The 26,991-nt window shown below is 54.6% G+C and carries 18 protein-coding genes; 7 read left to right on the top strand and 11 right to left on the bottom strand.

Going from position 1 to position 26,991, the window contains the following annotated elements:
• The first annotated feature begins 15 nt into the window (after positions 1-15).
• Positions 16-1,155, top strand: coding sequence for a PilT/PilU family type 4a pilus ATPase (locus E2H98_RS08215; protein WP_133592761.1), 1,140 nt, complete (start codon positions 16-18; stop codon positions 1,153-1,155).
• 555 nt (positions 1,156-1,710) lie between these two features.
• Entirely contained in the window at positions 1,711-4,674 is a 2,964-nt protein-coding gene (locus tag E2H98_RS08220; RefSeq protein ID WP_133592759.1) for a TonB-dependent receptor domain-containing protein, read from the top strand.
• A 68-nt stretch (positions 4,675-4,742) separates the two neighbouring features.
• On the opposite strand, the gene E2H98_RS08225 is transcribed toward E2H98_RS08220, so the two are convergent.
• From E2H98_RS08225 to E2H98_RS08245, 5 genes are all read right to left on the bottom strand, one after another.
• The gene (locus E2H98_RS08225) at positions 4,743-5,531 is read right to left on the bottom strand and encodes a sulfotransferase domain-containing protein (RefSeq protein ID WP_133592757.1); all 789 of its coding nucleotides are present in this window, start codon (positions 5,529-5,531) and stop codon (positions 4,743-4,745) included.
• 174 nt (positions 5,532-5,705) lie between these two features.
• Positions 5,706-6,707: a hypothetical protein gene (locus tag E2H98_RS08230; RefSeq protein WP_133592755.1), complete on the bottom strand. Its 1,002-nt coding sequence runs from the start codon at positions 6,705-6,707 to the stop codon at positions 5,706-5,708.
• Between the two features lie 94 nt (positions 6,708-6,801).
• Complete coding sequence (gene iadA / locus E2H98_RS08235; RefSeq protein WP_133592752.1) at positions 6,802-7,974, bottom strand: beta-aspartyl-peptidase; 1,173 nt, start codon at positions 7,972-7,974, stop codon at positions 6,802-6,804.
• Positions 7,975-7,985: 11 nt separating this feature from the next.
• Positions 7,986-9,428, bottom strand: a complete 1,443-nt coding sequence (gene yfcC, locus E2H98_RS08240; RefSeq protein ID WP_133592750.1) for a putative basic amino acid antiporter YfcC — start codon at positions 9,426-9,428, stop codon at positions 7,986-7,988.
• 198 nt (positions 9,429-9,626) lie between these two features.
• Positions 9,627-12,263 (bottom strand): TonB-dependent receptor plug domain-containing protein, encoded by a 2,637-nt coding sequence (locus tag E2H98_RS08245; RefSeq protein ID WP_198325269.1) that lies wholly within the window; start codon positions 12,261-12,263, stop codon positions 9,627-9,629.
• A 467-nt stretch (positions 12,264-12,730) separates the two neighbouring features.
• On the opposite strand from E2H98_RS08245, the gene E2H98_RS08250 reads away from it, so the two are divergent.
• From E2H98_RS08250 to E2H98_RS08270, 5 genes are all read left to right on the top strand, one after another.
• Entirely contained in the window at positions 12,731-14,383 is a 1,653-nt protein-coding gene (locus E2H98_RS08250; RefSeq protein ID WP_157591301.1) for a cyanophycinase, read from the top strand.
• 303 nt (positions 14,384-14,686) lie between these two features.
• Positions 14,687-16,348, top strand: a complete 1,662-nt coding sequence (locus tag E2H98_RS08255) for a sulfatase-like hydrolase/transferase (protein ID WP_157591302.1) — start codon at positions 14,687-14,689, stop codon at positions 16,346-16,348.
• A 138-nt stretch (positions 16,349-16,486) separates the two neighbouring features.
• Entirely contained in the window at positions 16,487-17,395 is a 909-nt protein-coding gene (locus tag E2H98_RS08260) for an alpha/beta fold hydrolase (protein WP_133592745.1), read from the top strand.
• Positions 17,395-18,456, top strand: coding sequence for a sensor histidine kinase (locus tag E2H98_RS08265; RefSeq protein ID WP_157591303.1), 1,062 nt, complete (start codon positions 17,395-17,397; stop codon positions 18,454-18,456). Before E2H98_RS08260 ends, E2H98_RS08265 begins: the two co-directional genes overlap by 1 nt.
• Complete coding sequence (locus E2H98_RS08270; RefSeq protein WP_133592741.1) at positions 18,453-19,166, top strand: LytR/AlgR family response regulator transcription factor; 714 nt, start codon at positions 18,453-18,455, stop codon at positions 19,164-19,166. The genes E2H98_RS08265 and E2H98_RS08270 overlap by 4 nt, the downstream gene beginning before the upstream one ends.
• A 9-nt stretch (positions 19,167-19,175) precedes the next feature.
• Here the strand turns inward: E2H98_RS08270 and E2H98_RS08275 are convergent, their stop codons facing one another.
• The 6 genes from E2H98_RS08275 to E2H98_RS08300 all read right to left on the bottom strand — a co-directional run bounded on the left by E2H98_RS08275 (position 19,176) and on the right by E2H98_RS08300 (position 26,572).
• Complete coding sequence (locus tag E2H98_RS08275; RefSeq protein WP_157591304.1) at positions 19,176-19,484, bottom strand: ribosomal L7/L12 family protein; 309 nt, start codon at positions 19,482-19,484, stop codon at positions 19,176-19,178.
• Positions 19,485-19,562: 78 nt separating this feature from the next.
• On the bottom strand, positions 19,563-20,411 hold the full coding sequence (locus E2H98_RS08280) for a DUF6159 family protein (RefSeq protein WP_133592737.1): 849 nt from the start codon (positions 20,409-20,411) through the stop codon (positions 19,563-19,565).
• Positions 20,412-20,483: 72 nt separating this feature from the next.
• Entirely contained in the window at positions 20,484-21,602 is a 1,119-nt protein-coding gene (locus E2H98_RS08285; protein ID WP_157591305.1) for a prephenate dehydrogenase/arogenate dehydrogenase family protein, read from the bottom strand.
• A 96-nt stretch (positions 21,603-21,698) separates the two neighbouring features.
• Positions 21,699-23,462 carry a gamma-glutamyltransferase gene (gene ggt / locus E2H98_RS08290; RefSeq protein ID WP_133592733.1) on the bottom strand — a complete coding sequence of 588 codons (1,764 nt, stop codon included), beginning with the start codon at positions 23,460-23,462 and terminating at the stop codon, positions 21,699-21,701.
• Positions 23,463-23,589: 127 nt separating this feature from the next.
• The gene (locus E2H98_RS08295) at positions 23,590-25,404 is read right to left on the bottom strand and encodes a serine hydrolase domain-containing protein (RefSeq protein WP_133592732.1); all 1,815 of its coding nucleotides are present in this window, start codon (positions 25,402-25,404) and stop codon (positions 23,590-23,592) included.
• 121 nt (positions 25,405-25,525) lie between these two features.
• On the bottom strand, positions 25,526-26,572 hold the full coding sequence (locus E2H98_RS08300) for a cyanophycinase (protein WP_133592730.1): 1,047 nt from the start codon (positions 26,570-26,572) through the stop codon (positions 25,526-25,528).
• Positions 26,573-26,991 lie beyond the last annotated feature (419 nt).

Raw genomic sequence — 26,991 nt, forward strand, 5'->3', positions numbered from 1 at the left:
GCAACGAGGTGTAGCATGGATTTTGAAGGTCTGTTGAAATTCATGGTCGGCAAGAAAGCGTCCGACTTGTTCATCACGGCGGGCATTCCGCCGAGCATGAAGATCAACGGCAAAGTCGTGCCGGTAACCCAGAAAGATCTGTCGCCGGAAAAAGCCCGCGAAGTCGTGCTGTCGATCATGAACGAGGAACAGCGCCGCGACTTCGCCCGTACCCGTGAGTGCAATTTTGCGATTTCCGCGACCGGCGTTGGCCGCTTCCGGGTCAGTGCGTTTCAACAACGTAACAATGTTGGCATGGTACTGCGCCGCATCGAAACCAAAATCCCGACATTGGAAGAACTGCGTCTGCCGGAAGTGTTGAAACAATTGGCGATGACCAAGCGCGGCCTGATCATTTTCGTCGGCGCCACCGGCACCGGCAAGTCAACTTCGCTGGCGGCGATGATCGGCTATCGCAACCGCAACTCGACCGGCCACATCATCACCATCGAGGACCCGATCGAATTCATTCACAACCACGAAAAATGCATTGTCACCCAACGCGAAGTTGGTATCGATACCGAAAGCTTTGAAGTGGCGCTGCGCAACACCCTGCGTCAGGCGCCCGATGTCATTCTGATCGGCGAGGTGCGTTCAGCCGAAACGATGGATTACGCCGTCGCGTTCGCCGAAACTGGTCACTTGGCGCTGTGCACTTTGCACGCCAACAACGCCAACCAGGCTCTCGACCGCATTCTGCATTTCTTCCCGAAAGAGAAGCACAACCAGGTGCTGCTCGACCTGTCGCTGAACCTGAAAGGCATCGTCGCCCAGCAGCTGATCCCGACTCCGGATGGCGCCGGTCGCCGCCCGGCCATTGAAATCATGATCGGCACGCCGCTGATCAGTGATCACATCCGCAAAGGCGAAGTGCACCTGCTGAAAGAAGTCATGAAGCGCTCGAATGAGCTCGGCATGCAGACCTTTGACCAAGCTCTGTTCAAACTCTACAAAGCCGGCGAAATCACCTACGAAGACGCCCTGCACCACGCCGACTCGGCCAATGACCTCCGCCTGCTGATCAAACTCGATAGCGGCGAAATCGGTCACGAAGCCGACCAACAAGGCGGCTTGTCGTTGGAGGGTCGTTCGAATCCAGGCCGATTAATTCGCTGAAAGTAGCGATCTCAATGATCAATGCGTAGGCATTTGTCAGCCCATTTACATTCGGTAAATTATTTCCCCAATGACTCCCGCGAAAGCGGTAGTGGTGTTTTTCAATGAGCCAGCGAGAATGAACGAAATCGGCAACAATGCGCTAATTTTGCTCAACTCGATAGCTCGGTGCCAAAAAATTTGGCCCACCTAATACATACAAGGGCGATAACCCCTTGAATCACTGAGCATCAGGCTGCGTCAAGCACCGTCAGATCTGTTCGTCGAAAGGCCTTTGAAAAAAAGCAAAGACTGCTTCCACTGATCCTCCACTTGTCGTTAGAGTGCTACCGACTCAGAAGTTGATTGTTTTTTATACAGCGCTTTTGTAATTATTACGCTGTTATTCCATGCATTTCTTCCTAAAAATGTATCAGTTCGCAGGATTATCGTTTGTGCACGTGCGGCGCATCACATAGTATCCGTGTGGCTTTACGCAGCGGATGAGTTGTGTAGCGCTTTGCTATGGGAGCTCAGAGAGCACACTGCCTAAAATAACTTACGGAAGAATCATACATGTTGAAGAAAACCCCCTTGTTTGAATACGCCAAGTCACCGTTGGCACATGCCATTACTGGCATTATGGCGATGACATCATTGAATGTTGTCGCTCAGGAAGCTGCCGAATCGGAGTCGAAGGCTGAAGAAGAACGCGTGATCGTTGTCGGTTCGCGCATCCGTCGCGACAGCTTCAATTCGGAGCAGCCCGTCGACATCATCATGGCTGAAGACGCCATCAAGTCCGGCGTCTCCAACGTCGCAGAACTGTTGCAGCGTCTGACCGTTGCCTCCGGTTCGCCGCAGGTCACCTCCGCTACCTCGAGTGAATTTGTGCAGGAGGGCGGTATTGGTGTCGAGACTTTCTCGCTTCGTGGTCTGGGCCCGAACCGCACCTTGGTGCTTCTGAACGGTCGTCGTGCCGGTCCGGCCGGTACCCGAGGTGAGACGTCGGCATTTGACTTCAACACGCTGCCGATTTCGATGGTTGAACGTATCGAAATCCTGAAGGATGGCGCTTCGTCCCTGTATGGTTCTGATGCCGTCGCAGGTGTCGTCAACATCATCACCAAAACCGGTGATGAAAGCGCGATCGATGCGTTTATTTCTCAGCCAGAAGAAAGTGGTGGTGAGCGTTCTCGTCTGTCGCTGACTTTTGGTCGCTCGTTTGACGGCGGCTCGTTCCGGGTAACCGCCGATTATGACAAACAACAGGAACTGGCTCGTGGTGACCGCGATTACTTTGCCTGCGGTCAGCGCTATATTTTTGATGCGGTAACCGGCGAGCGCGCCGATCCGATCGATCCACGCACAGGCACTTACCACTGCCGCGATCTGCTCTGGGGCCATGTCTGGATTTACGACTATCAGGATGCCGGTGGCAACGTGTTGCCTGGCATGTTGGCTCAATACGACTACGATGGTGATCTCGGCAACTACCTGACGCCATTCCCGAACATGGTCGACCCAAACAATCCGGACTTCATGGTCACGCCTCCAGGCTGGTTCCCGGTCAACTATGATCGCACCTCGGACGGCCTTGCCAACGCTGATCATCCCTTCCAGGATCGTCAATCGCTGGTGCCGGAATCCGAACGTGCCACCATCTACGGCCAAGCCGAGTTTGATGTCAGCGACAACGTCAATCTCTATACTGAAGTGCTGCTGAACCGTCGTAAAACCGACGTAAATGGCTACCGCCAGTTCTGGGGTTACGTCTACAACGAAAACTTCTTCGCTGGTAACCCGCTGAGCGCTGGTTGGCAGGGCGCTCAATGGCTGAGCCCGACGCCGATCACCGATCACAGCTTCAATAAAATCACCGTTGATTACCAACGCTACGTTGTTGGTGCCACCGGCGATATCGGCGACTGGTATTGGGATGCGTCCTATCAGTTCAGCCGTTCTGAAGGTGAATACACTAACGCCGTCATCTTTGATGATTCGATCACTGATCAGAACTTCCTGGATGGTTCCTGCGTCGGCATGACTACCTCGGTTCGCGGTGTGCCTTGTATTGACATCCCGTGGCTGGATCCGCAATTCCTGGCCGGCAATATTTCGCCAGAGATGCGCGCGTTCCTGTTCGGTACTGACACCGGCGAAACCGTTTACGATCAAAGCTCGTTCGACGTGGTGTTTTCTAATGGTAACCTGCTGGAGTTGCCGGCTGGTGATCTCGGTATCGCTGTCGGCGCTCACTACCGCACCGACGAAATCACCGACACACCTGGAGCCACGACACTGGCGAGCAATGCTTGGGGTGCCAGCAGTGCCGGCATCACCGCCGGTGACGACACGACAACGGCGTTTTTTGGCGAGGCTCGTATACCACTGCTGCGTGACCTGCCAGGTGCCTATAACGTTGAGTTGACGCTCTCCGCGCGTTATACCGATGTTGATACCTCCGGTAGCGATACCACCTACAAGGCAGGTTTGAGCTGGGCCGTCGATGAAACCTTCCGGATTCGTGCTTCGCACGGTACCTCGTTCCGGGCACCAGCATTGTTCGAACTGTATCTGGCCGATCAAACCTCGTTCATCAGCCAGCGCGCCGTTGACCCATGTATCCGCTGGGCCCAGAACCTGACCGATGGCAACATCACCCAACGCATGGCCGACAACTGTGCTGCCGAAGGCATTGCTCCGGACTATGCTGGTGGTGCCATCACTGCCACCGTGGTTACCGGTGGCGGACTCGGCATTCTGGAATCAGAAACTTCGGAAGCAACGACATACGGCTTTGTCTGGAAGCCAACGTTTGCCGATCTGAGCGTCTCTGTTGATTATTTCGACTTCCTGATCGAAGGCGAGATTACCCAGCTGGGCGCCGGCAACATTGTGTTCCAGTGCTACGACTCGACATTCTTCCCGACCGATCCGCTGTGCTCGCAGTTCGAGCGTAGTGCCCTCGATAACCGCATTGAAACCGTTCGCGATCAATTCATCAATATCGCCGAACAAACCAACCGCGGTTACGACGTGAAAATTGAATACCGCACCGATGTTGGTCCCGGCAACCTAGTGCTGTCGACCGAGCATACGTTCCAGAAAGAACAATCTCGCGGTCTGTTTGCCGACACGGTTGAAGATCGCAATGGTCAGTTCGGTGATCCGAAACACGTTGCCAACTTCACGGCGGGTTATGATATCGACAACTGGTCGTTCGACTGGATCGTCAACTACATCGGACCGGTTTCCGATGTCGAAGACAATGAAGGCGATACCTCGACTTACCGAGGTCAGGATGTCCGCATCGTGATCGACAGCGACGCGGTTTACTATCACGCGTTCTCCGTTGGCTACGAGTTTGACGACTCTGGTTTGTCGGCACGTGTTGGTGTTGCCAACGTGTTTGACGAAGAGCCACCGAAGATCAGTGACTACGCCAATAACCTGTCCAATGTCGGTCAATCGGCGTTCTACACGCAGTATGACTGGCTGGGCCGTCGGGTATTCATGAACCTGAGCTATAAGTTCTAATCTCGACCGAAACAAGAAAGGGGCAGATCAACTGCCCCTTTTCCTTTACCTGAAAATTTCTGCGAAAATTATTGGTAGCCAAGTAGCTGCCGTAATCCAGGCACGGCGTAATCCACCAGTTTGCGCTGGACTTCAGGCAAGGTTTTTGGCAATTCAATTTGCTGGCCTGCCAAATTTTCCCGAGCGGTGCCACTTTGCTTGCGGTCTGCGCCAAGACGCACTCGTTCTTTCCAGTCTGAAGGCAATTGCTGATAACCACAAACGCTGAGCAAGTCTTCGAAATAATCCTGCGCGGCACCTTTATCCAGATAATTGGCGTGATGCACGAGATCTTCATAACGCACCAATTTAACGCCAGTACCGAGCCAGGCAACGGCGTTATGGGTAAAGATTTCACTCATCATCGGCGCTTTCTGATAGATGCCAAAAATCATCATATTCATCAGTTGCTCAATCGATACATTGTTGTTTTTCAGATGATCGAGCGAGCCCTGGAAGGTATCGGAAATAAAGAATCGAGCACGCGCCAATACCCAATCATATGGATCGCGCACTACAACGATCTGCTTCACTTGTTTGGTGACAATCGCCGAATCATCGGAGAACAATAAATGTCCCCAGCTCAGTTTTGGCTGGCGCGGATCAAAGGCGCGCTTGTGCTGGTGCAGAATCGGGATCTGAATAAACGCATCATGATATTGCTGCTCGACGGCAACAAACATCCGGAAAATATTCTTGATTAAATGAGTGCCACATTTCGGCACCGAATTGAGAAAAACCGGCGTCGTCAGCTTCTGATGTTGAAACTGGTCGTTGACGTCATTGAGCGTATCGGGTTTTGCATGGACCAACGGCATGGCCAACTTCCTGTGTTGCAGAAATCATCGGACTGAATGGTAAAGCATTTCCTGCCTTCGGTCCGACAAAATCCTGAGCACAGACGTGCCGAATAAAAAATCCCCGGTCGCAAGTCCTTTTGCGGCACCGGGTGAGTCGGCATAACGCCAGAGGAAGGAGAGTCCTGCAGAGCTTTACGGTTTCGGTGGACCTTCGCGTTCGACTTCACGGCTGCGGGTGACGGTGCCGGTTTCCGGGTCACGCTCGCCGCGAACGGTCACCACTTGCACACCGCCATTGGCGCCGGTTGTGGTTTGGGTGCGAGTCCAGCTGTTGTCGTCGCGCTCCATGACGCCGGTGCTGCTGCTGATCTCGCCATTAGCATTGGTGCGCGTGCTCTGGCTGACCCAGCCATTTTCGGTGCGCTGGATTTCGCTTTCGGCGCTCCATGAACCAGTGGCATTGGTGCCGGTGGTTATGCGGTTGATGGTGCCAGTTTCCGCATCACGGCTGACTTGGGTTTCATGGCTGTAGTCACCTTGGGCATTGCTGCCACTGACGCTGCGGATGAATCCGTCGTCGGTGCGCTGACCGTTGATTTCTTTCGAAACCTGGGCGCCAGCAGCGTTGGTACCAGAAATGGTTCGATTCCAGGTGCCGTTCTCGACATCGCGAGTCATGGTGTCAGTGTACTCATAGGCACCATTGGCATTGACGCCGCTGACAGTGCGGGTAACTCCATTGTCAGTGCGCTGGCCGTTGATTTCTTTCGAGACTTGCGCGCCGGCGGCATTGGTGCCGGCAATCGTTCGATTCCAGCTACCGTTCTCGGCATCGCGAGTCATCGTGTCGGTCAATTGATAATCGCCGCGAGCATTGCTGCCAGTGATGCTGCGGATCGCGCCGTTTTCGGTGCGTTGGCCTTGAATTTCTTTGCTGAATTCTGCGCCGGCACGTGTGGTTCCACTGATTTGCCGGTTCCAGGTATCGGCTTCGCGATCACGGCTGATAGTGCTGGTAACGTCCTGTACGCCGCGCTTGCCAGCCAGCGCTTGCTGACGCTGCAAGGACTGGCTGTGTTGCAACGCGCCCTTGGCACCGAGATTCATCTGGCCCAGGCGGTTGTTGGCTTCGGCGGGTGCCATGATCAGCACGGACAACACGGCCAATGCCGAAAGGGTAGGTAAAGCTTTCATCGTTGTTTCTCCTGCATTGGTTGGCGACAGCACGCTGTCGATTCATCACTCACAGCAGAAACAACGAGGTGGAGGATGGTTCGTTGACAGCTCTTCAGGAAAAAACTGCTTCCTTGACGATGCTTGTCAGCTTGCCACTCTGCATCAAGGCCTGACCACGGCCCCAGACTGACACCGGTTGCAGCGCCTCGTCGAGCAGCACCAGATCAGCATCGGCACCGGAGCGCAGCTCTCCTTTTTGCGTCAGCTTCAGGATCTGTGCCGGGTTGCGGGTGATGACAGGCAGCACCTGTTCCAGCGGCAGTTTTTCCTGCACAACTGCGTCACGCACTTCCTGCCAAAGACTGCTGATGCGACCAATACCAAGACCGGTAAATTTGCCGTTTCGATCAAACATCGGCAACGACGCGTTGGCATCGGAAGAAAAACTGATCCGCGATAACGGCACGCCGGCATCCAGCGCTTCTTTCAAACCGGTGCTGCATTTGATTTCGCCTTGTTTCAGCAATTCCGGCGTCGTGCTGGTGGTGAAATCGATATAGCCGCCATGACGGGCATAATCGAGTGCGGTGACGAACAAACGGCGGTTGCGATTGATATGGGTGGGATAGAATTGGCTGATCGGAATATCGGAATCCTCGACCAGTTGCTCAATCAAACTCAAACCTTCCGGCGAATCACCGACGTGCACACTGACGACACCGCCTTTGCCGGCAAGCATGCCGCCAACGCGCGCTTCAGCGGCCAATTTTTTCAGTTCATTCAAGGTCGGTTGCGATGAACGGTGATCGGCAATAGCGACCTCACCGACACCAATAAAACGATCGATAAGAATCAAATCTTCCTGAACGCTGTTGAACAGCGTCTTCACCGGAATCTGATACGAACCGGTATGACAAAAGCAGCTCAAACCGATTTCATTCAGTGCATTGGCCTTGGCCAGAAGATTGGTTAGCGTACGGGTCACGGCATCGGTGCCTAGCACCCCAACCAGCGTCGTGACACCAGCACGAACAATATCATCGGCAGCGATTTCCGGTGTGCGAGTACGAAACCCTCCTTCGCCTCCACCACCGATGATATGCACCAGCGAATCGACAAAACCGGGTACGGCAATTTTTTCTTGTGCATCAATCTGCACGACATCATCGCCGCTCAATTCAATATTCGGCGCTATACGAACGATGCGATCACCGGCGAGCAAAATATCCTGCACACCCAGCGCATCCGGGCTGTACACCTTGGCCTGCTTAATCAACGTAATCATGCAAAAATCCGTCAGGAAAAACCAATGAGCGAAGCGATCGCCACGGCGATCATGCTGGCTACGGCCAGCAGCACTTGCAGTTTCCACATCGCTTTCAGCCATTGCACAAACGGCACATTGGCCACCGCCAGCGTTCCCATCAGCGCGGCCGACGTGGGATAGATCAGATTCGATAAACCGTCCGCCAACTGAAACGCCAGCACGGCGGTTTGCCGGGTAACACCGAGCAAATCAGCGAGCGGTGCCATCAACGGCATCGTCAACGCCGCTTGCGCGGAACCGGAAGAAACAAGGAAGTTGAACATCGACTGGAAGACCAGCATCAATTGCGCGGCCAGCCAGGAAGGCGTGTCGCCAATCGCTTGTGCCATCGTATGCAGCAAGGTATTGACGACCGAGGGTTGGGTGGGATCAACGCCGCCGAGCACGATCATGATGCCCTGCGCGATGCCGACCACCAACGCCGCCGGCAGCAATTGTGCGCAACCCTGTTTGAAGCCATCGGCCAAATCATTGAGCCGGCAATTGGGCAATTTACCGAAGCGCGCAATGGCACCGGCCAGCAACGCCAACACAAAAAATTGCGTGGCGATTTCACGCAGGTAATAACCTTGCTGGGTGACACCCCAGATCATCCAAATCAGCACCGCGGCGAAACTGAGCAGAATCAAACCATGAGCACGCTGAAATTGATGACTGACGGTGGTTTCACCATTGCTGGGTGCTTGCCGAATGCGACGACAACGCCAGACGACAAACACGGTGAACAACGCCGTGAACGCCAGCCACATCGTAAAGCGAAAGGAAGCGCCACTCAGCACTGGCACTTCGGCAATGCCTTGGGCAATGGCTACCGAAAACGGATTCATCCACGACGAGGCAAAGCCGACTTGCGTCGCGGCATAAGTAATCAGCACACCGGTAATGGCGTCGTAGCCCAATGCGCGCACCAGTGGCACCAGAAACACCGCGAATGCCATCGCTTCTTCGCCCATGCCAAACACGGCTCCACCGAGCGAAAACAGCACAATGAAAACCGGAATCAGCAAACTGGCGCGGCTTTTCAGTTTCGCCGTCGTCCAGTGTATGCCTTCGTTGACAGCGCCGGTTTGCAACATTACACCGAAACTGCCGCCGACAATCAGAATGAACATGACGACGCCAATCGCGGCGCCATTTTTGTCACCGCTGGTCAAGCCATCAAACAGCGCGTTGAATAATCCTGGCTGCTGGTCGCCGGAAAAAAATCTCGCCGGTTGTGGTTCACCTTGGTCGCTGGCCTGATAGGAATTGGCGATGACAACGGTGCGGCCGGTTTCCGCTTGTTTGCTGACGTCAAAGGTGCCACGAGGCAACACCCAGGTCAGCAGCGATGACAACAGCAATACCGCGAACACGATGATCAGGGTATCCGGCAAACGCAAACCCGAGGAGGGAGACGAAGCAGTGCTCATGCTTACCTCAACAACGAATTAGGCAGGATAAAAAAGTCCCCGCAACCTGCCTGTGTTGCGGGGTATGCCATCAGGCATCAGAGCGACATTGTTTTGGAGTGTACCGGACATGCCAATGAAACCGGTGCATTCCCTCTCAACGCCGGAGAGACAAACCAGATAACGGGCAACACACGCGCGCTGCCCGGGTGCCGGCGATCAGAAACGCTGGGTCCAGCGCACCGACCAATTGCGACCAAAGAAGTCGTGAATCGATGACGCGTAACCGCTGGTTGGCGAGGACGCGAATGGTGGTTCTTCGTCGAGCAGATTGCGTACCGAGAACACCACGCGCCCGCCTTCGCCATAGTCGTAACCAAGCGAGGCATTCCAGACCAACCACTCATCGACAGTCGGGTGATCATCAAACTGGAAATCACCGTCATCGACTTCGCTGGTGTAGTTACCGGATACGCTGGCAAACCAATTGACGCCATCCCAATCGACACCGAAATCGGCGACGAAATCCGGACGACCAGTTTCATTGGCGCCACTCAAACGACCGAGCAGATCTTCAAACGGATCACTAGGTGTCAACTGGCGTTCAAACGACAAGGTTTGCACCGCGTTGATGTAGAGACGGAAATCCCCAGCATCTTCGGTGCGCAATTTGTAGCGCAACTGGTAATCGATACCATCGGTTTCCTGGGCGCCGACGTTGTAAAAGCCGGTACGCACGAAAATCAAATCACCGGCCGCATCGACTTCACAACCAAACTGGCCCGGTTGCAAACCACCTGCACCGGTAGTCGGTGCGTCACCGGCGATACACTGGGCCAGCGTCGTTGTGTAATCAACATCGACGATATCCTCATGCGTGTATTGCCAGTAATCTACGGTCATCTGCAAATCGGAAGTCAGATTCCAGGACAAACCGATGTTGGTGGCCTCCGAGGTTTCGGCATCGAGATCGCGGTTACCGAGGGTTTCCTGATCAAATTCCAGTTCGCCATTGGCCGCACCAAAAGTGCCGCACAAGGCATCAAATGGACGATTCGGTCCGCAGTCGATGAAGTTGGTGCCGAGCGTCGTGCCGGAACCAAGTTGCGACAGACTTGGCGCCCGGAAACCGGTGCTCCAGGAAGCACGGAAGATCAAATCATCAGTGGCGCGCCAGCGCACCGAAGCTTTCGGATTTACATCGGAACCGAAATCACTGTAGTCGTCATAACGCACAGCGCCGATGAAGTCGAACGACTCGGCCAGCGGCAGAATGAATTCAGCGTAAACCGCGTACTGGGTGCGATCGGCTTCGGCAAACGTTGAACCCAAACCGTAAATGTCGGAGTCGTCTTGCGGCGTTGACGGATCATCGACAGTCAAAGGATCTGGACGATCAAACATGTCTTCGGCGCGCCATTCGGCACCGATTACCGCTTGCACGGCACCGGCCGGCATGCTGAACAAATCGCCGTTCACGCGAAAATCAACACTGTCAACGGTGGACTCACCATTGCGCGGTGCCAATGGCTGTAATGCCGCCAGATCGTCGGCGCTGTTGTCACGACCGAGATTGAACGGGTTGAACGAGCCATCGAATACGGCGTCGTCGACCGCAGAAATTTGATAAAAACCGTTGTGGGTGATGGTGCTCTCGGTCGTACCGTGCATGACCGCGCCTTCCCAATCCCAGTCGCCGAAGCTGCCACGCAAACCGGCCAGCAAACGCAAACTGGTGTCTTCAAATTCCTGCACCCGGCGATTGGCAAAACGTGAGCGCACCCGGATGTCATCGGCAAAACCGTCCTGCAAGTCGATATCGACGGCCCACTGCGGCACGTTAGCACGGCCAGGCGAGTTGGCATCGACCCAAACATCGAAGCTAACCGGTGCTTCGTAGGCATGCCCTTCGTTGCGCTGGTACATGAATTCGGCAAAGAATTCCGTGTCCGCAGAAACTTCGTAGTTGTGCGTCAACGTTACCCCGACGTTTTCGGTATCGGGTTTGATCGCACGCTGAATAACGTAATCGTATTCACAGCGCGTGCCGCCGTTGGTGGTGTTGCTACCGCACCATGGCTCAGCATACGTGCCGCCATCGATATTGACGCGAGTGCTGGAGAAAAACGTCACTTCCACCGGCCGGTCGCTATTCATCAAGGCGTTGCGAGTGTAGTAATCGACAATTACTGTGGTGTTGGACTTGTCGGTATTGAAGCCGCCAACGTAAGTGAAATTGCCTTTGCCGTAATCGCCTTCCTCGGTGTCATCGCCGTACATCAGCGACACTTCATGACCGTCAAAATCTTTGCGCAGAATGAAGTTGATGACGCCAGCGATGGCATCAGAACCGTAGATGCTGGAGGCACCATCGGTCAGGATTTCGACCTTATCGACGGCCGACATCGGAATGCTGTTGATATCGACAAAGGTATCGAAACCATTGGTGAAACTGTCGACGGCAACCCGACGGCCGTTGATCAAGACTAGCGTTGCTGAACTGCCAAGACCGCGCAGCGAAACACCGGCTGAGCCGGCCGGCTGACCGCGGGTACCGGACGCCAAACCACCGGCTTCGCTGAAGGTACCGGCGCTGGAAGTTTGCGGCAAATCTTTCAGGAATTCGGCGATCGAATCGTAACCTTTGGTGGTCAGCTCCTCACTGGTGACGGTGATCACCGGGTTGGCACCTTCGAGATCGACGCCCTTCAAACGCGAACCGGTGACTTCCACCCGTTCGGCTTTATCGGCTTCGTTGGCGTCAGTCGCCGGTTCGGCAGCCTGAACGCTGCTGGCGCCGAGCATGGCCAGCAAAACAGCTTGTGTGACACGCGATTTTCTTGTGTAGGGCCACATGGTATTGCTCCTTAGTGTTGGTTCCCGGTGTTACCGGTTGTGCTTGTTTGAACAACAAAAACGACGTTGAGGAGCGCACGCGGATATGGCGGTCACGAACGGTATACGTTCGTCACACAAGAATCTGGATGGGGGAAGAAAACCGGGCGTGAATGCAAGCATTCACTGGAGAAAAGCAGCGAAAATGCTCGCTGTATTTCAGGGCTTTACCGATCCCCTCCGCGTCGCGCGGAGGGCTGGCTAATTATCGAACCACTCGGAAAGGTAATAGGGCGTGTAGCGATAGCCGCCGAGATTAAATGCATTTTTCAGCATCTCGCCCTCCTCTCTCGTTGCCGCCATGATGGCGTGGTTTGATGCGTGCTAAACAATTTGCCGAGGAGTTTTTTTGTTGTCAACGGGTAATTGATTTTTTTTTGCAAAACTCATTAGGCTGGAAAATAACGGGCGAAGGAATCTGCATAACTATGCGTCATTTTTGTTTTTCACTGTTCATGTTGCTGGTGCTTCAGGCGCCAGCCGAAGCCGATAAAAAACGCATCATGTTGCTGGCCGGCGGCCATCTGCCGGTATGCAGCAGCGTGAATCTTGATGCCTGCGATACGGCGCAGCGCAGCAGGCTGGAACAAGAGTTCAAGCAAAATGAAGCGCGCTTATCACCGATTTTCATGCTCGATGAAACGCGGCTGAAATTGCTCTCCGATAGCCAATATTGGCCGCCGACTGATCGCGAATCCTTGCCTTTGCTTGTCCAGACATTGCGCAGTCGCTTGCACCAAACACTGACTCGTGACGATCTGCGGGAATTGGGCAAGGAGCTGTCCGAAGAGGGTTACAGCCTGTTGCTCGATGTCATCGAGGTACCGCAAATTCGTCGCGATGGCAGTGCCAAACGTGAGCAGGTAGTGCTCGAACACAGCGATCCGCATGTGCAGATTATCTGGCAGGCCGTGATTAAACTGGCGCGCAACCAGGACAGCAAAATACCGCGCATTGGCATTATCACCACTGCCAGTCACGACACGCTCGGCAGTGTGGATTACCTGGCGCAAACCATTATGCAGGCTGGCGGGGAACCGGTGTGGATGGCATTGGAACCGCGCTGGTATCTGCTTAATGAAAATGATCTCGATGAAAACACAATAGAGCAACACCGGCGTCTGCAAACGGGTGCATTTTTACGCGGCGCGCAGCAACCACATCGACAGCAGGAACAGTTGCAACAACTCGCGGAACCCAAACAATGGCTCGAACAAATCGCGACGCTCGACGGTTTGTTTTTCGGTGGTGGCGATCAAAACCTGCTGCGCCGCAGTCTGTATTTTCCGGATGGCCGACCAACCGCTGTGCTGCAAAGCATTCAACAACGTTGGCGTTCTGGTGAACTGGTGATCGCAGGCACCAGCGCCGGCACTGCGGTGCAAAGCGGTGATCCGGAGAGTGGTGTGCCGATGATTGCCAATGGCGATTCGGAGCAGGCGTTCTCGATGATTGAACGAGCCGGCGAACCACAGTTGCCGTTTTGTTTTTTGCGCGCCGATTGCGTCAGCAACTGGCAACCGGAGCGCCTCAGCTATCAACCGGCCGGCGGTCTGAACCTGTTCAAACATGGTGTGCTTGACACCCATTTTTCCGAACGCGCGCGCCAGGCGCGACTGATGCGGGTGCTACAACTGACGGACAGCAAGCGCGGTTTTGGTGTCGATGAAACCACCGCGCTACTGATGTTCGAGGGCGACAAAGCAACCGAGTTCGCCGTGATCGGTAAACACGGCGTTTGGTTCGTCGAACAACTGGGGCCGCAGCGCTTTATCAGCCACTACCTGAACCGTCATGATCGGGCGCGATTGACGAACAATGGCTTGATGCAGATTGAGCTTGGCGAATGCGCTGTGCCAGTAGCCGGTGGCCGGCAGCCCGTTGATGGTAAAACGATACTAGGCGCCAACGGCGTACATAGCGCCGCTATACATGTGAACGACAAATCACCGCTGGATATCCGTGCTGGCGAGCAGACGTGGCGATTTGGCCAAGCGCCGGATTTTAAGGCCTGCAAGCGGCCTGATGCGCTGGTGTACCGGCAGTTACAAATCGACGTTCTGCCGGCCTCGCCCGAGTGAATACGTGAACGGGTTCTGGAAGCCATCTCAAAAATAGTCTGGGCGATGGCGAGGTGCGTGAATAGGAGCGCAGGAACCGGAGTTTACAGGTAGTAAACGAGGATTGTTCACCACATCCATGTGGTTCACCCTCCGGGCTCCACGAAAATCCGCTCCCAGCAGATTTTTCCGAGCACCGCATTCGCGCAGATCGGCGAGCTCCAGGCATTTTTGAGATGGCATCTAGTAAAAAATGCCCTGGCTCGCCGTCATCTGCACTGTCATGCTACTGTAATGAAATTCTGTCAGCGCCTGATTACGTCTATGTGGTGGTTACTCGGCAAGGCTGTAGCCTTGCTGCTGTTTTTTATCCTGGCGCATCGCCAGGTTCCTTCGTTTATCGAAGCCAGCGGTTGGAATGGCGGTGTTGTTGGCTTTTTCCTGATCTGGTTAACGGCGGTGCTGTTCACCGTGCTGGCCGCTTTGCACCCGAAATGGGGCGTACGTTTGGCCGTTGCCGCCGTGCTCAGTTTGAGCGCCGGCAACGCGCTGTCGTATTTGTATATCACCGGCTTTCCACTGAACGCCATTGAAGTCGAGCGACTGTTTCAGGACATCGGCTTCCTCGATGAAACGCTGGAGTTTTACGGCGGATTTATTCTGAAAGCGGTGTCTATCGTCGCCCTGTTGTTTATCGGCATTGTGCTGCCAGTGCCGACATCGTTCGGCCATTGGCCGCGCTGGCGCCATTGGTCGCCGCTACTGCTGTTACTGCCGGTGACTGGTGTTGGCGCCGTCGTCTATTTCGATGGTGGCGGTGACAGCGATGCGCTGCCAGTCAACGTCAGCCCACTCGGGTTCGTCGGCGTGCTGATAGCCGATGAAATCAGCCAGGCACGCATTCCTGAACGCCTCACGCCGCCACCTCCGGCGACGCAAACGGCGTTGGAAAAAATTGTTGTAGTCATGGACGAAAGTGTTCGTGGCGACTGGCTCGATATCAATACAGCCGATGGTATTCCGACCGGCCTGATTCCCTATTTGCATACCGGCGTCAATTTTGGTCTTGGCGCGTCGTTTGCCAATTGCAGCGCCGCCAGCAATTTGAGTTTCCGTTACGCGGCGCGGCGGGACAGTTTTCTGCTCGATATCAAAACCCGGCCGTCGCTATGGGCGTTCGCCAAAAAGGCCGGCTACAAAACCGTTTACCTCGATGGCCAACGTACCAATCGCGAGTTGCAGAATTTCATGACCGCGCAGGAGCTGTCGGAAATTGATGAGCTGATCCAGCATGACGATGAAACCATCGCTCGCGACAAAGACATTGTGCTGGTGGAAAAGCTGCGCGCGTTGTTGCAGCGACCAGAGCGGTTATTTATCTACGTCAACAAGAACGGCGTGCATTTTCCCTACGAAGGCAAATACCCGCCGGAAGCGACCATTTTCACGCCGCATATGCAGGGCAAAGGCATCAACGTCAACGAAGGCAATCAGTACGGTGATGGCTTTGGCAATGAAGCGTTTCGCAATAGCTACCGCAACGCCGTCGCCTGGAATACCGGCGAATTTTTCAAACGGCTGTTGCCGACTGTTAGCCTCGACAACACGCTGCTGCTGTTCACCTCCGATCACGGCCAGAATTTCACCAAAACCCAGGCAACCGGTTTTCTGACTCATTGCACGACCGGCCCAGCGCCAGCACCAGAAGGCACGGTGCCTATCGTTGCATTGACCGGTGATGCGGAATGGTTACAACGCTTGCGCACGGCGGCGGAGTATCAAAGCCCGGTCAGTCACTGGAATCTGCCACCGACGCTGCTGCTGGCCATGGGTTATGCACCTGACTTTGTTGCCAGCGAATATGAGCCGAGCCTGCTTGAACGCGAGCGCGGCAAAGCCGAGTTTGTCTCCACGTTCTTTGTTCGCTTCGGCCTCGAGCCGGTCTGGAACCAGCCGGTGCAAAAGCCAGTTCCACTGGCCCCGTAGCGGCATGACGCCATGCTGACGCCGTTCACCACGATATTTCCGCCGCTCGCACGATTTTGATCAGGTGCTGAGCGGCTGGGCGGCACACTTTCCTTCATCAAGGCGCAACGTCGCGCTGCCACTGAGAAGGAAATCTTTATGAAACGCCAACACTCCACCCGTTTATTTGCTGGCCTGCTGGCCGTAGCCCTGAGCATCGGTTCAGCGCTGGCGAAAACCCCGGTAACCAGCACCGAATTTGAAGGCATCAGCGTTCGCGTTGAAGGCCAGGGACCGGATCTGGTGTTCATTCCGGGCCTGAACAGTGGCGCCGGCACCTTCACCGAAACCTGCGCGGCATTCAAGGCCGAATACCGTTGCCATCTGCTGCACCTGCCGGGCTTTGCCGGCAATGCGCCTATCGCCGATGTGCAAAACGGCTTTCTTCCAGAAATGCGCGAGCGGGTCAGCCGCTATATCGAAAGCCAGAAATTGCACAAGCCGGTACTCGTTGGCCATAGTCTTGGCGGCGTACTGTCGATGATGATTGCGCTGGACAAACCGGAACTGGCGAAGGCGCTGGTCATTGTTGATTCGTTGCCGTTCTATGCCGCGATCCAGAATCCGGTGGCCACCGCGGAAAGCATGAAACCGGTCGCCGAACAAATGCGCGCCGGCATGATGCAGCAAAGCGAGGAAGATTACCGCAGCAACAGCAAACGCTTTCTGCAAGGCATGAGCAACCAGCCGGAACGGATGCAGACGCTGATCGAATGGGGTAATGGCAGCGACCGCGCCACGACCACGCAAGCAATGATGGAATTGATGACGACCGATCTGCGTCTACCGATTGCGCAAATCAAAACGCCGACGATGGTGCTCGGTGCCTGGGCCGCCTACAAGCCCTACGGCTCAACCAAAGAAAGCACCCGGGCCATTTATGCTGCACAATATCAACAACTGCCAAACGTTGATATCCGGATGTCCGACACCGCGTATCACTTCATCAGCTGGGATGATCCGCAATGGTTACAGACGCAAATCCGCGATTTCCTGAGCCAGCATTAATGACACCAACGATGGAACAACAACGCATGCGCCAGTGGCCTTATTGGCTGGCGCAATGCGCTTTTTGGGGCGGCTATGCGGCACTGAACATGGTGTTCATCACGCTGTATATGCCATTTCAGCCGATCTACTTGATCATCAACCTGATGTTGTCTGCGTTGCTGTTTGGCTCAACCCATGGTCTGCGCTTTCTGTATCGGCGTTACGGTCAACAATGGCCGATGCTCCGCACTGTGCTTCATTTGGTCTGGCTGTTGCCTGTTACCGCAATCAGCGTGCAACTCGGCCTGCGACTATTGATTGTCGCCGTACTGACCTTGATACCCAGTTGGCAGCAAGACTTGGCACCGCAGGTTTCTGGCGCGCTGATTGGTTATACGATCAACACTTTGATCATGCTGGTGCTGTGGACGGTGCTGTATTTGTTCATCAGTGAAAGTCGGCGCCGGCGTCATGCTGAGCTCGCATACTGGCAAAGCCAAACCGCATTACGGGAAACAGAACTGCATTTTCTGCGCAGTCAAATCAACTCGCATTTTTTGTTCAATGCGCTGAACAATTTGCGCGCCCTGATCCGTGAAGATCCTGAACTTTCGAGACAACGCCTGACTCAGCTTTCCTCGTTACTGCGCGCGATTCTGCAAGTCGATAACGCAAAACTGGTCAGCGTCGACGAAGAAGTCAGCATCGTTCGCGGCTATCTGGACTTGGAGCGCCTGCAGTTTGAACAGCGCCTGCAGGTACAATGGCATATCGACGATCAAGCGTTGAATGCGAAACTGCCACCACTGCTGCTGCAAACGCTGGTCGAGAATGCCGTACGCCATGGCATCGCCCGCCGGGCCAATGGCGGCGCCATTGTCATTCATATCGATCGTAGACCTGAGCTATATGTCCGTATCGAGAATCCATTGCCGGAACATGAGGTCGCCAGTGATGGACAAGGCATCGGACTGAAAAATACCCGGCAGCGCTTGCAACATCTGTATGGTGAGCGGGCAAAACTGAACATGCACATTGAACAACAACAAATGCACACCGAGTTGGAGATCCCGCAGTGAATATCATTATCGTTGAAGACTCGCGCTTGGCCCGCAACGAGTTGCGTGAAATGCTGCAAGCGCATAGCGATATCGAAGTGATTGCCGAAGCGGAAAACGTGCAGCAAGGCATTCCGCTGATTGACCATCACAAACCGGATTTATTGTTGCTTGATATTCATCTTCCAGATGGAGATGGTTTCCAGCTATTGGAACAGCTTCAGCATGTACCGCAGGTGATTTTCACGACTGCTTACGACCAGCATGCCTTGCGCGCTTTTCAAGTCAATGCGCTGGACTATTTACTGAAACCCATCGAACCAGAACGCTTGCAGACAGCGCTGCAAAAAGTGAGACAGAATGCCGTTGCCGAGACTGATACCATTATCGAGCACAAAGGCCGTCAAGACCAATTATTTATCCGCGATGGTGAACATTGCCATTTCGTTCGATTGGGTGAAGTAGCGCTATTCGAAGTGGAAGGCAACTACACTCGAGTTTACTTCCGCGACCAGAAGCCGTTATTGGCGCGCAGCCTAGGCTATCTTGAACAACGGCTAGATCCATCGGTCTTTTTCCGCGCCAACCGCCAGGAGCTGATCAACTTTGATTATATCCAGCGCATCGAACCTGGCGTGGGTGAAGGCTATATCGTAACGATGAAAAATGGCCGTGAAGTTCAAGTTTCGCGCCGACAGGCTAAGGAATTGCGCGATCATTTGGAATGGTGATGTGCTCGTTCAACGCGATTGCCGACTAGCAAGAATTTCCTCAATGGCGTCCTTTGCCTCTTTCAAACCTACCCGAGCATGTTCGCGATAAAGTTTGATTGCTGCGATTTTTTCACCATTAAGCGCTTTCTGGATGATATGAGCGGAAATATCAGCACCGGGGTTGTATTCGATACCGTTGTTTTTCATCAATAGGTCGAGCTTTCGCTCAATGCGGCGCAACTCGGCGTCGTACTTCCGACGAGAACCCGAACCGACAAGCCAGCCGATAAGCGCTGCAATAAGGAGCCAGGCTGATGGCGGAATGTTGTCAATCATTGGTTTACTCCTCTTCCCTGATCCGCGTTGGGAGCGTTGCAAGCGACAGATCATCTAGCCTGCCGCTTGCATCGAGTGTTATGCCTTCAGTTTGAATGCATCCTGCATGACATCATTGGAGAACTCACCACCCACCTGTCCTTCGGTCGCGTAGCGATACAGCGCAGCAGAGTACACGCCCTGCAGTGCCGCTTGAATCAATGCGGCGATAACAAAACCGACAACAACAAACCCGGCAACGATTGCCATCAGCGCGCCACTACCGGACTGCACAGCGAGGAATAACAAACCGCCGGCAACGGCAACAAGACCGAGGTAGATGACAAAAAATGCCAAGCCTATGCCGCCGTTACCGATCAGGTTTTCGCCCCAGGTTTTCTTCAACATGCTGGCGCTTTCTTTGACAGCATCGATCGGGCCGATGTCCTTGCTGACCAGAATTGGCACGGTCAGAAACGTCGCAACGGTAAACGCGACACCGATGGCCGCCACAATCCATTGGCCAATCCACCCCAGACGTTCCTCCAGCATGCGCAGAATCAAACCGACCGTCGCGGCAATCATCGCATAACCGAAAATCACGCCGATTTTGCCGCTGGCGATGCGCAGACCATCGGAGACGGTTGGGTCGCCACCGTTCAGGCGAATCAAGGCCGCGCCAACCAGCGCACTATTGAAGAAGAAGATGACGAAATACTGGGAGAGATAAAACGCAAATACCCAAGCCCAGATCCATGGCTCGGTACCGCCTTCGGCATCGAGCCGCTCAAAACCACCGGAAACGGCGACGGGTACGATGAATGAAGCCGCGACCAGGATCGTGGCGATTGACGAGAACAATGGGAACCACAGCAGTTCCTTGTCTTGTTTCAGCACGGTGGCGCTGGCTTTGACCAGCGCCCAGCTGCGAGAAAAGCGTGAAAACATGAATAATCCCTCAATCAGTTGATATGGAGGCTGGCACTTATTATTTGCCCGGCCAGCGCCGTGCCGAGCATATCACGACTGGACGGGAGCGGACCTACTGGTACTGACCAGCGTTGCCAGACCTTGTTGCTGGATTTGTCGCAAAGCACTTTGCACCACTGCATTGCTCCGCGCTTGCTCAAGGCCAATGCGAAACAGCACCCGTCCATCCAGTTGTCGCGCCGAATGAATCGAGCGTAGATTCAATTGCTGTTGCTCGAAGATCTGCAATAACTCGCGCAATGCGCCAGGCCGGTCACTATGCAAATGCAGGATCAGATCTTCGGGTTCTGCCAAATCCGAAAGCAAGCAGCTCAGTTGCTCAAACTGCTGATGCTGTTGTTCGCAGTATGTGGCACCCAGTTTCTCAGCGGCCAGATCAAAATGTTGTCGCCATTGCTGCCGGGCGGTTTCATCACCTTGCTCCAGCAAATCAACCAGATGTTGTAGCTGCGCAATGTAACCGCGCAACGCATCCTGCACATATACATTGTCGAATTGAATGTCCTGATAGATGGCGGCATTGGAGCGCAGAATTCGGCCAATACTGGCTTGGCTTAAGGCATACGCCGGCGATCGCAACGCCCAGAGCTGTTCGGCGGATTCCGGCAGAGCGCCAATCTGCAGCGCCTGCGCGATAGCCGAGGCGTGAACCACGCCCTGAATCTGCGCCATCAACGGATCATGTCGTGCGACCGGCAGTTCAAGAATTTCTGCCTGCAGTGTTGCCAAAAAGTGTTCGAACCACGATTGCCAGTGATGCAGGCGTTCGCGACACACGATCATGACTTTGCCGCGCATTGTTGGCGCACTCGGTGCGGCGCACATCGGATGCAAACCCACCACCTCCGCATCGGATTGTTTCATTGCCTGAATCGGCGCCGATTTGATCGAGGTGATATCGAGCCACAGCGCGGGTTGCTCGCGCACCACGGCTTTACTTGCCTGAACAAATTGTTCGATGATCGCCGTGCTGTGCCGCGTCGGCGTGCAGAACAGCAAGACATCGGCCTCACGCACGATGTGCTCAATGCTGACGCTGTCGGTGAGCGCTGGATCGTGTGCCAGAATCTGCGCCGACATTTCACGCTGAAAAAATGCCGTGAACCAGCGACCAAACGCGCCAGCGGCACCAACAATGGCAATGTTCATGGCATTCGCTTTTTTACCTTTATTCATCCCAGCGAGTATTGGCTCCGTCGGCGACAAACGGAAATAACAAAATGGCGACCGAGGTCGCCACTAGTGTTACCAAGAATATTGCAGATGTTCCGGCCCGACAGCACCACCGCCGGCACGCCGTGGATCGGCAGCACCGTGGAATACGCCATCGCGATACATGATGGACTCGGTGGTACCGAGTGGTGAGCCGATTTGAATCAGATGACCTTTGGCGGTCAGTGCGTTCAAGGTATCAACAGAAAAGCCGGCTTCGAAGCGCACCCAGTCCGGGCGCCACTGATGGTGAAAACGTGGCTGATTGGTGGCGGCCTGCACATTCAAAGCGTGATCGATAACGTTCATAACCGTTTGCAGCACCGTCGTGATAATCGTACTGCCACCGGGGGAACCGGTAACCAAAAACACCTTGCCATCTTTCATGACGATCGTTGGCGTCATTGAACTCAGCGGCCGCTTGCGAGGTTGCACAGCATTGGCTTCAGCACCGACCAAGCCATAGGCATTAGTGGTTCCCGGTTTCGCCGAGAAATCATCCATTTCATTGTTCAATAAAATGCCGGTGCCTTTGGCGGTAAGACCGGTGCCGTAACTCCAGTTCAGTGTGTAAGTATTGGCGACGGCATTGCCGTCTTTGTCCATGACGCTGTAGTGCGTGGTTTGCGGACTTTCATAACCTTCCAGATCACCTGGTTGCACCAGCACTGATGGCGTTGCGCGTTGCATATTGATTTGCGCGCGGATCGTTTCGGCGTATTTTTTTGACAGCAATTGCGATACCGGTACTTTGAAAAAATCCGGATCGCCGAGATGCTGGGATCGATCGGCATAGGCGCGCCGCTCGGTTTCGATCATCGCGTGTATCGTTTGCGCACTGTTCAAGCCCCATTCTTTGATGTCGTAGGCTTCGAGCACATTGAGCATTTGAATCAGGTGGACACCACCGGAACTCGGCGGTGGCATCGAAACGATTTGATAACCGCGATAATCACCACGTACCGGTTCACGCTCGACTACTTTATATTGTGCCAAATCGTCCATCGTCATGATGCCGCCATTGGCTTGAATGTCAGCAATCAAGCGCTTGCCGATTTCGCCTTGATAAAACGCTTTCGGTCCTTCCTTGGCGAGCTCAGTCAAACTCCAGGCCAGATCAGCCTGAACCAACTTGGTGCCAAACGGCAGAGCTTTGCCCTCCGGGTCGAGAAAAATCCGTTTCGATTCAGCATTGCGACCGAGCCGACTTTGTGCGCGGGCAAACGATTCTTCATGGGCGGGTTTCAAGACGAAACCTTCTTTCGCCAATGCGATGGCCGGCTTGATCAGATCAGCCCATTTCATCGTGCCGTATTTTTCCAACGCATGATGCAAACCGGCGACCGTACCCGGCACACCGATTCCGGTCCAGCCACGCGCCAGCTCATCCCGATCAACACTGCCATCGGCGTTCAGAAACATGTCACGATGGGCTTTGCCCGGCGCCATTTCGCGGTAATCAATGGCGATGGTCTTATTGCTTTTGGCCAGATGCACCAGCATAAATCCACCGCCGCCAAGGTTGCCGGCTTCCGGCAACACGACAGCGAGAGCAATGCCAACAGCCACCGCGGCATCGACGGCGTTGCCGCCATTACGCAAAACCTCAGCGCCAATGCGCGAAGCGATGTCTTCTTCGCTGACCACCATGCCCTGGCGCGACAACTCCGGCGAGAACACATCGCTCAAGGAAAAGCGTGCCTCGGGTGCGGCCAACGGCACCGCTGCCTGCACGGTGCTGGCGAACGACAGGCTCAACAGACTGGCGGCAAACAGGCTCGCGCATTTGATGCTCATTTCCGGGTTTCCTCGACGTGTTCGCTGACGGACAAAGCCGGAGTGTAACGCATTCACCCTTGGCAAGTGGTCCGCGGCAAGCAGGGGGCCATCCGTGGCGCTGTGCTCTGCAGGGAAAACGACAGGCTTACCAGGCCCAAAGCGCCAAACCTATCCAGTGGAAATTGGCGAATAGAAACGTGATGTAAGTGGCCGACAGCATGCCAATCAGGCAGCGCCATTTGGCAATGGCGGCGGTTTCTGTAGCCCAGTACCGGGCAATGCTGACCCAACCGCCAATGACGGCCAGCGGCAATAAAAGCGAGGCGAGAAAAATACCAAATGTCGTCAGGTTGATCTGCGCGACGGTTTGCAAACTCAAATTGAATGTCAAACCGAACATCGCCAGCAATGACACCGCCGCCAGTGTCGGCCAGCGCCGTAGACTGCGCGCCTGCAATGCCTTGCGACGACCGAACGGCGCGCTCAATAAACCCGCCAACGCCAACAACAATAAGACCGGTGGCGCCAACGCCGAGAACGCGCTGACCGGTCGGAAAAACTGGCCGTCGAGACTGAAGCCGGCTAGCTTGTCACCATCGGCAATGATCTGTCCGGTCCACACCGGATCATCGGCTTCGGCCAAGCGCTGTTCGGCGCTGACAACCAATTCAATCGAATCATTGACCAGCGGATTCAGCACCACTTTTTCGCCAACATTCTGCCAACGCGCGACCGCAAACAACCATTCCGGCAGGCGCATCAATTCGTTGCGGGAGTTGGCTAGGCGATACCACCCTTCCAGTGCTGGCGATGGCGTGGCGATCGGCAAGGCTTTTGGTGTTTGCGGATAGGCTTGATTCAGATAATCGGTAATCAAACGTGCAAACGCGCCACCGACTTGATCGCTGTTGTGCAACGTGGCGTAACCGATACCGGTTGCCGGATCGAAACCATAGGAGGCAAAAAAGCCGGTGATGCCGCCGTTGTGGCCGATAAAGTGACGGCCGTTGACGACGCTATGATAGACGCCGAGTGCGTAACCAAAATCCAAACCGGCTTGTGCTGCCAACGTCGATTGCGGTTGCTTGATACGTCGAATCGACGGCACCGATAATAACCCGGGCGCGGTGGCGCCATCACTGGCGAGAAACCGAGCCAGCACACTCAAGTCTTCCGGCGTCGTCCACAACACGCCGGCTGCGCGCAAGTAAATCGCCGACATCGCTGCGGATGGTTCGTCTTGTTGATAAGGCAGTGCGTGATCGCGCTCCAACGCTTCGGCGATGGTCAGCACCGAATGTTTCATGCCGAGAGGGGTGACGATATTGGCCTGAACGTAATCTTCCCAACGCTGGCCGCTGATCTGTTCAATGACCGCGCCGAGTACGCCATAGCCCGGATTGCTGTAGCTGAACATGGCACCCGGTGGCCAACGCACCTGCAAGGGTTCCGGGTCTACCTGCAATGCCGTCGCATGGGCATTGAGCAATTCATCGTCGCGATAAATGCCTTTGAAATGCATATCGTCGAAACCGGCTGTATGTTCCAGCAGATGGACAATGCGCACCGGATGGGTTTCGTGATAAGGATTGACGATAGGCAAATCGCGCACCAGCGTATGCACCGGCGTTTGCAAATCGAAATAGCCTTGTTCAATCAATTGCATGATCGCGATGGCTGTTAGCGTTTTGGTGACGGAGCCGGCGCGATACAGCGTGGCCGTGGTTGCCGGTGTCGCACTTTGCCGATCTTTGACACCAAGCGCCTGATTATGAATAAGCCCTTGCTGATTGAAAATGGCATAACTGACCGATGGCACATTTTGCTCAGCCATCCGGGTTTGAATCGCTTCGTCAAGCTGTTCCAGCGTTTGCGGTGACGGCGCCGGCTCAGCCATGCTGATCGACGTCATCCATAGCAGCGCCACGCCGCTGAATTTATTTAGCCATCCTGTTCGCATCACTCAACCTGATTTCGTCAAACCCTGGAGCAGTGTAGCGAATTTGACTGTATCAGGATGTTTCAGATTGCCAGGGGTTTTGTCCCGAATAAAAACGGCGCCCGCAGGCGCCGTCTTTAGCTCAGTTAATACCAAAACGCGGTCGACGCTCATTGTAACCATCGACCCACCAGTATTCGGTGCTGCCACCGGTACCGGTCCAGTTGTTCATATTGAACGAACCGGCACCACCGAGACTGCCACGCACGACGTAGGCCTTGACCGCCTGACGACCGCCGTACCAATCCAACGATTTGCCGGATTGAATGCGCTCAATCGGTTTGTTGCCCTTCAGGAAAAAGCCGTAACCGTAACCATAGACCTTGGCATAACCGGCATTGTCGATGCAGACCGCCGTGCCTTCATCAGAGGCGATGGCCTTGATGTTGCTATAACTGATATCACTCCAGTTGTAGTCAGCACGAGCCATAAAACCTACCAGCCGGCCTTCGCGATCCCGTTCGGAGAAATGGGTGTCGGTAACCACCTGACTCATGAACGGTGGCGTGATCACCGAGCGATCCAAATCAACGAAATTTCCGGTTGGGTCGTTGATGACATCGGCGGTATCGACCAGATCCTTGTTAGGACTCGGCGACAGGTAACGCGCGGTGTAATCGATACCGGCCAACAAGGCCATGCCGGCACTGGTGCCACCGACAGGAACCTTTTTTGTGGTCATCAGATAACTAACGGCCGACGCCAGTTTGCTATTGCGAAACCAGTTGATGTACAGCCATTGATCGCCACCAGCGAAGAACAACATTTCGGCATCACGCACCAAGGTTTCCACCTGCGTGGAATTGGCATCCGATGCCGACTCGATCAAAATCGTTGTCACCGAATCAACGGTTTGAAAGCCATGGTTGCCATCATCACTATAGATAAACGATTCATAGCCGCCGCGCCGGCCATCAGCGCGAATAACCACGACATCGCCACCACCACTGCGGCTCAACATGTGTTTCCAACCGCCACTCCATTCATCATCACTGCCACCGCCGGCCAGACACAAACCGAACTGCGTCGTGCGCGACACATTGGCCGTGTTGCCGGTGGTCCAGATCTGCACCGCCAAGGCTTGGCCACTGATCATCAGCGCCAGCACACTGCCTAACATTTTCTGCATTTTCATTTTCTTCCTCCGATTTTTATTCATGGCATCGACAACGCGAACAAGGCGCGCTGACCAGCGAAAACCGGACGCACTGCGGGCGCAGTGACGATCAAAATCGGGAAATCAGAAAGACATGGCGCATCGACAATGAATAAACATTCATTGCGACGGCCCTTAGGCTACCTGAGCATCCCGGGTCCGCCGATCAGCGGACCCAGAGCTAATTATCGAACCATTCACTCAGGTAATAAGGGGTGTAGTGATAAGCGCCGAGGTTGGCGGCTTTTTTCAACATGCACCAGAACCTTATTGGATACGGGAGTTGGTTACTCCCGCGGCAATTAATACGCCGTTTTACTTATTCCGGCAACTGGTTTTTATCGCAGAAAAGTCAAGCACATGTCCGTCGGTGGCGAAATGCTTTACATTGC

Source organism: Permianibacter aggregans, from assembly GCF_009756665.1.
Lineage (GTDB): Bacteria > Pseudomonadota > Gammaproteobacteria > Enterobacterales > Permianibacteraceae > Permianibacter > Permianibacter aggregans.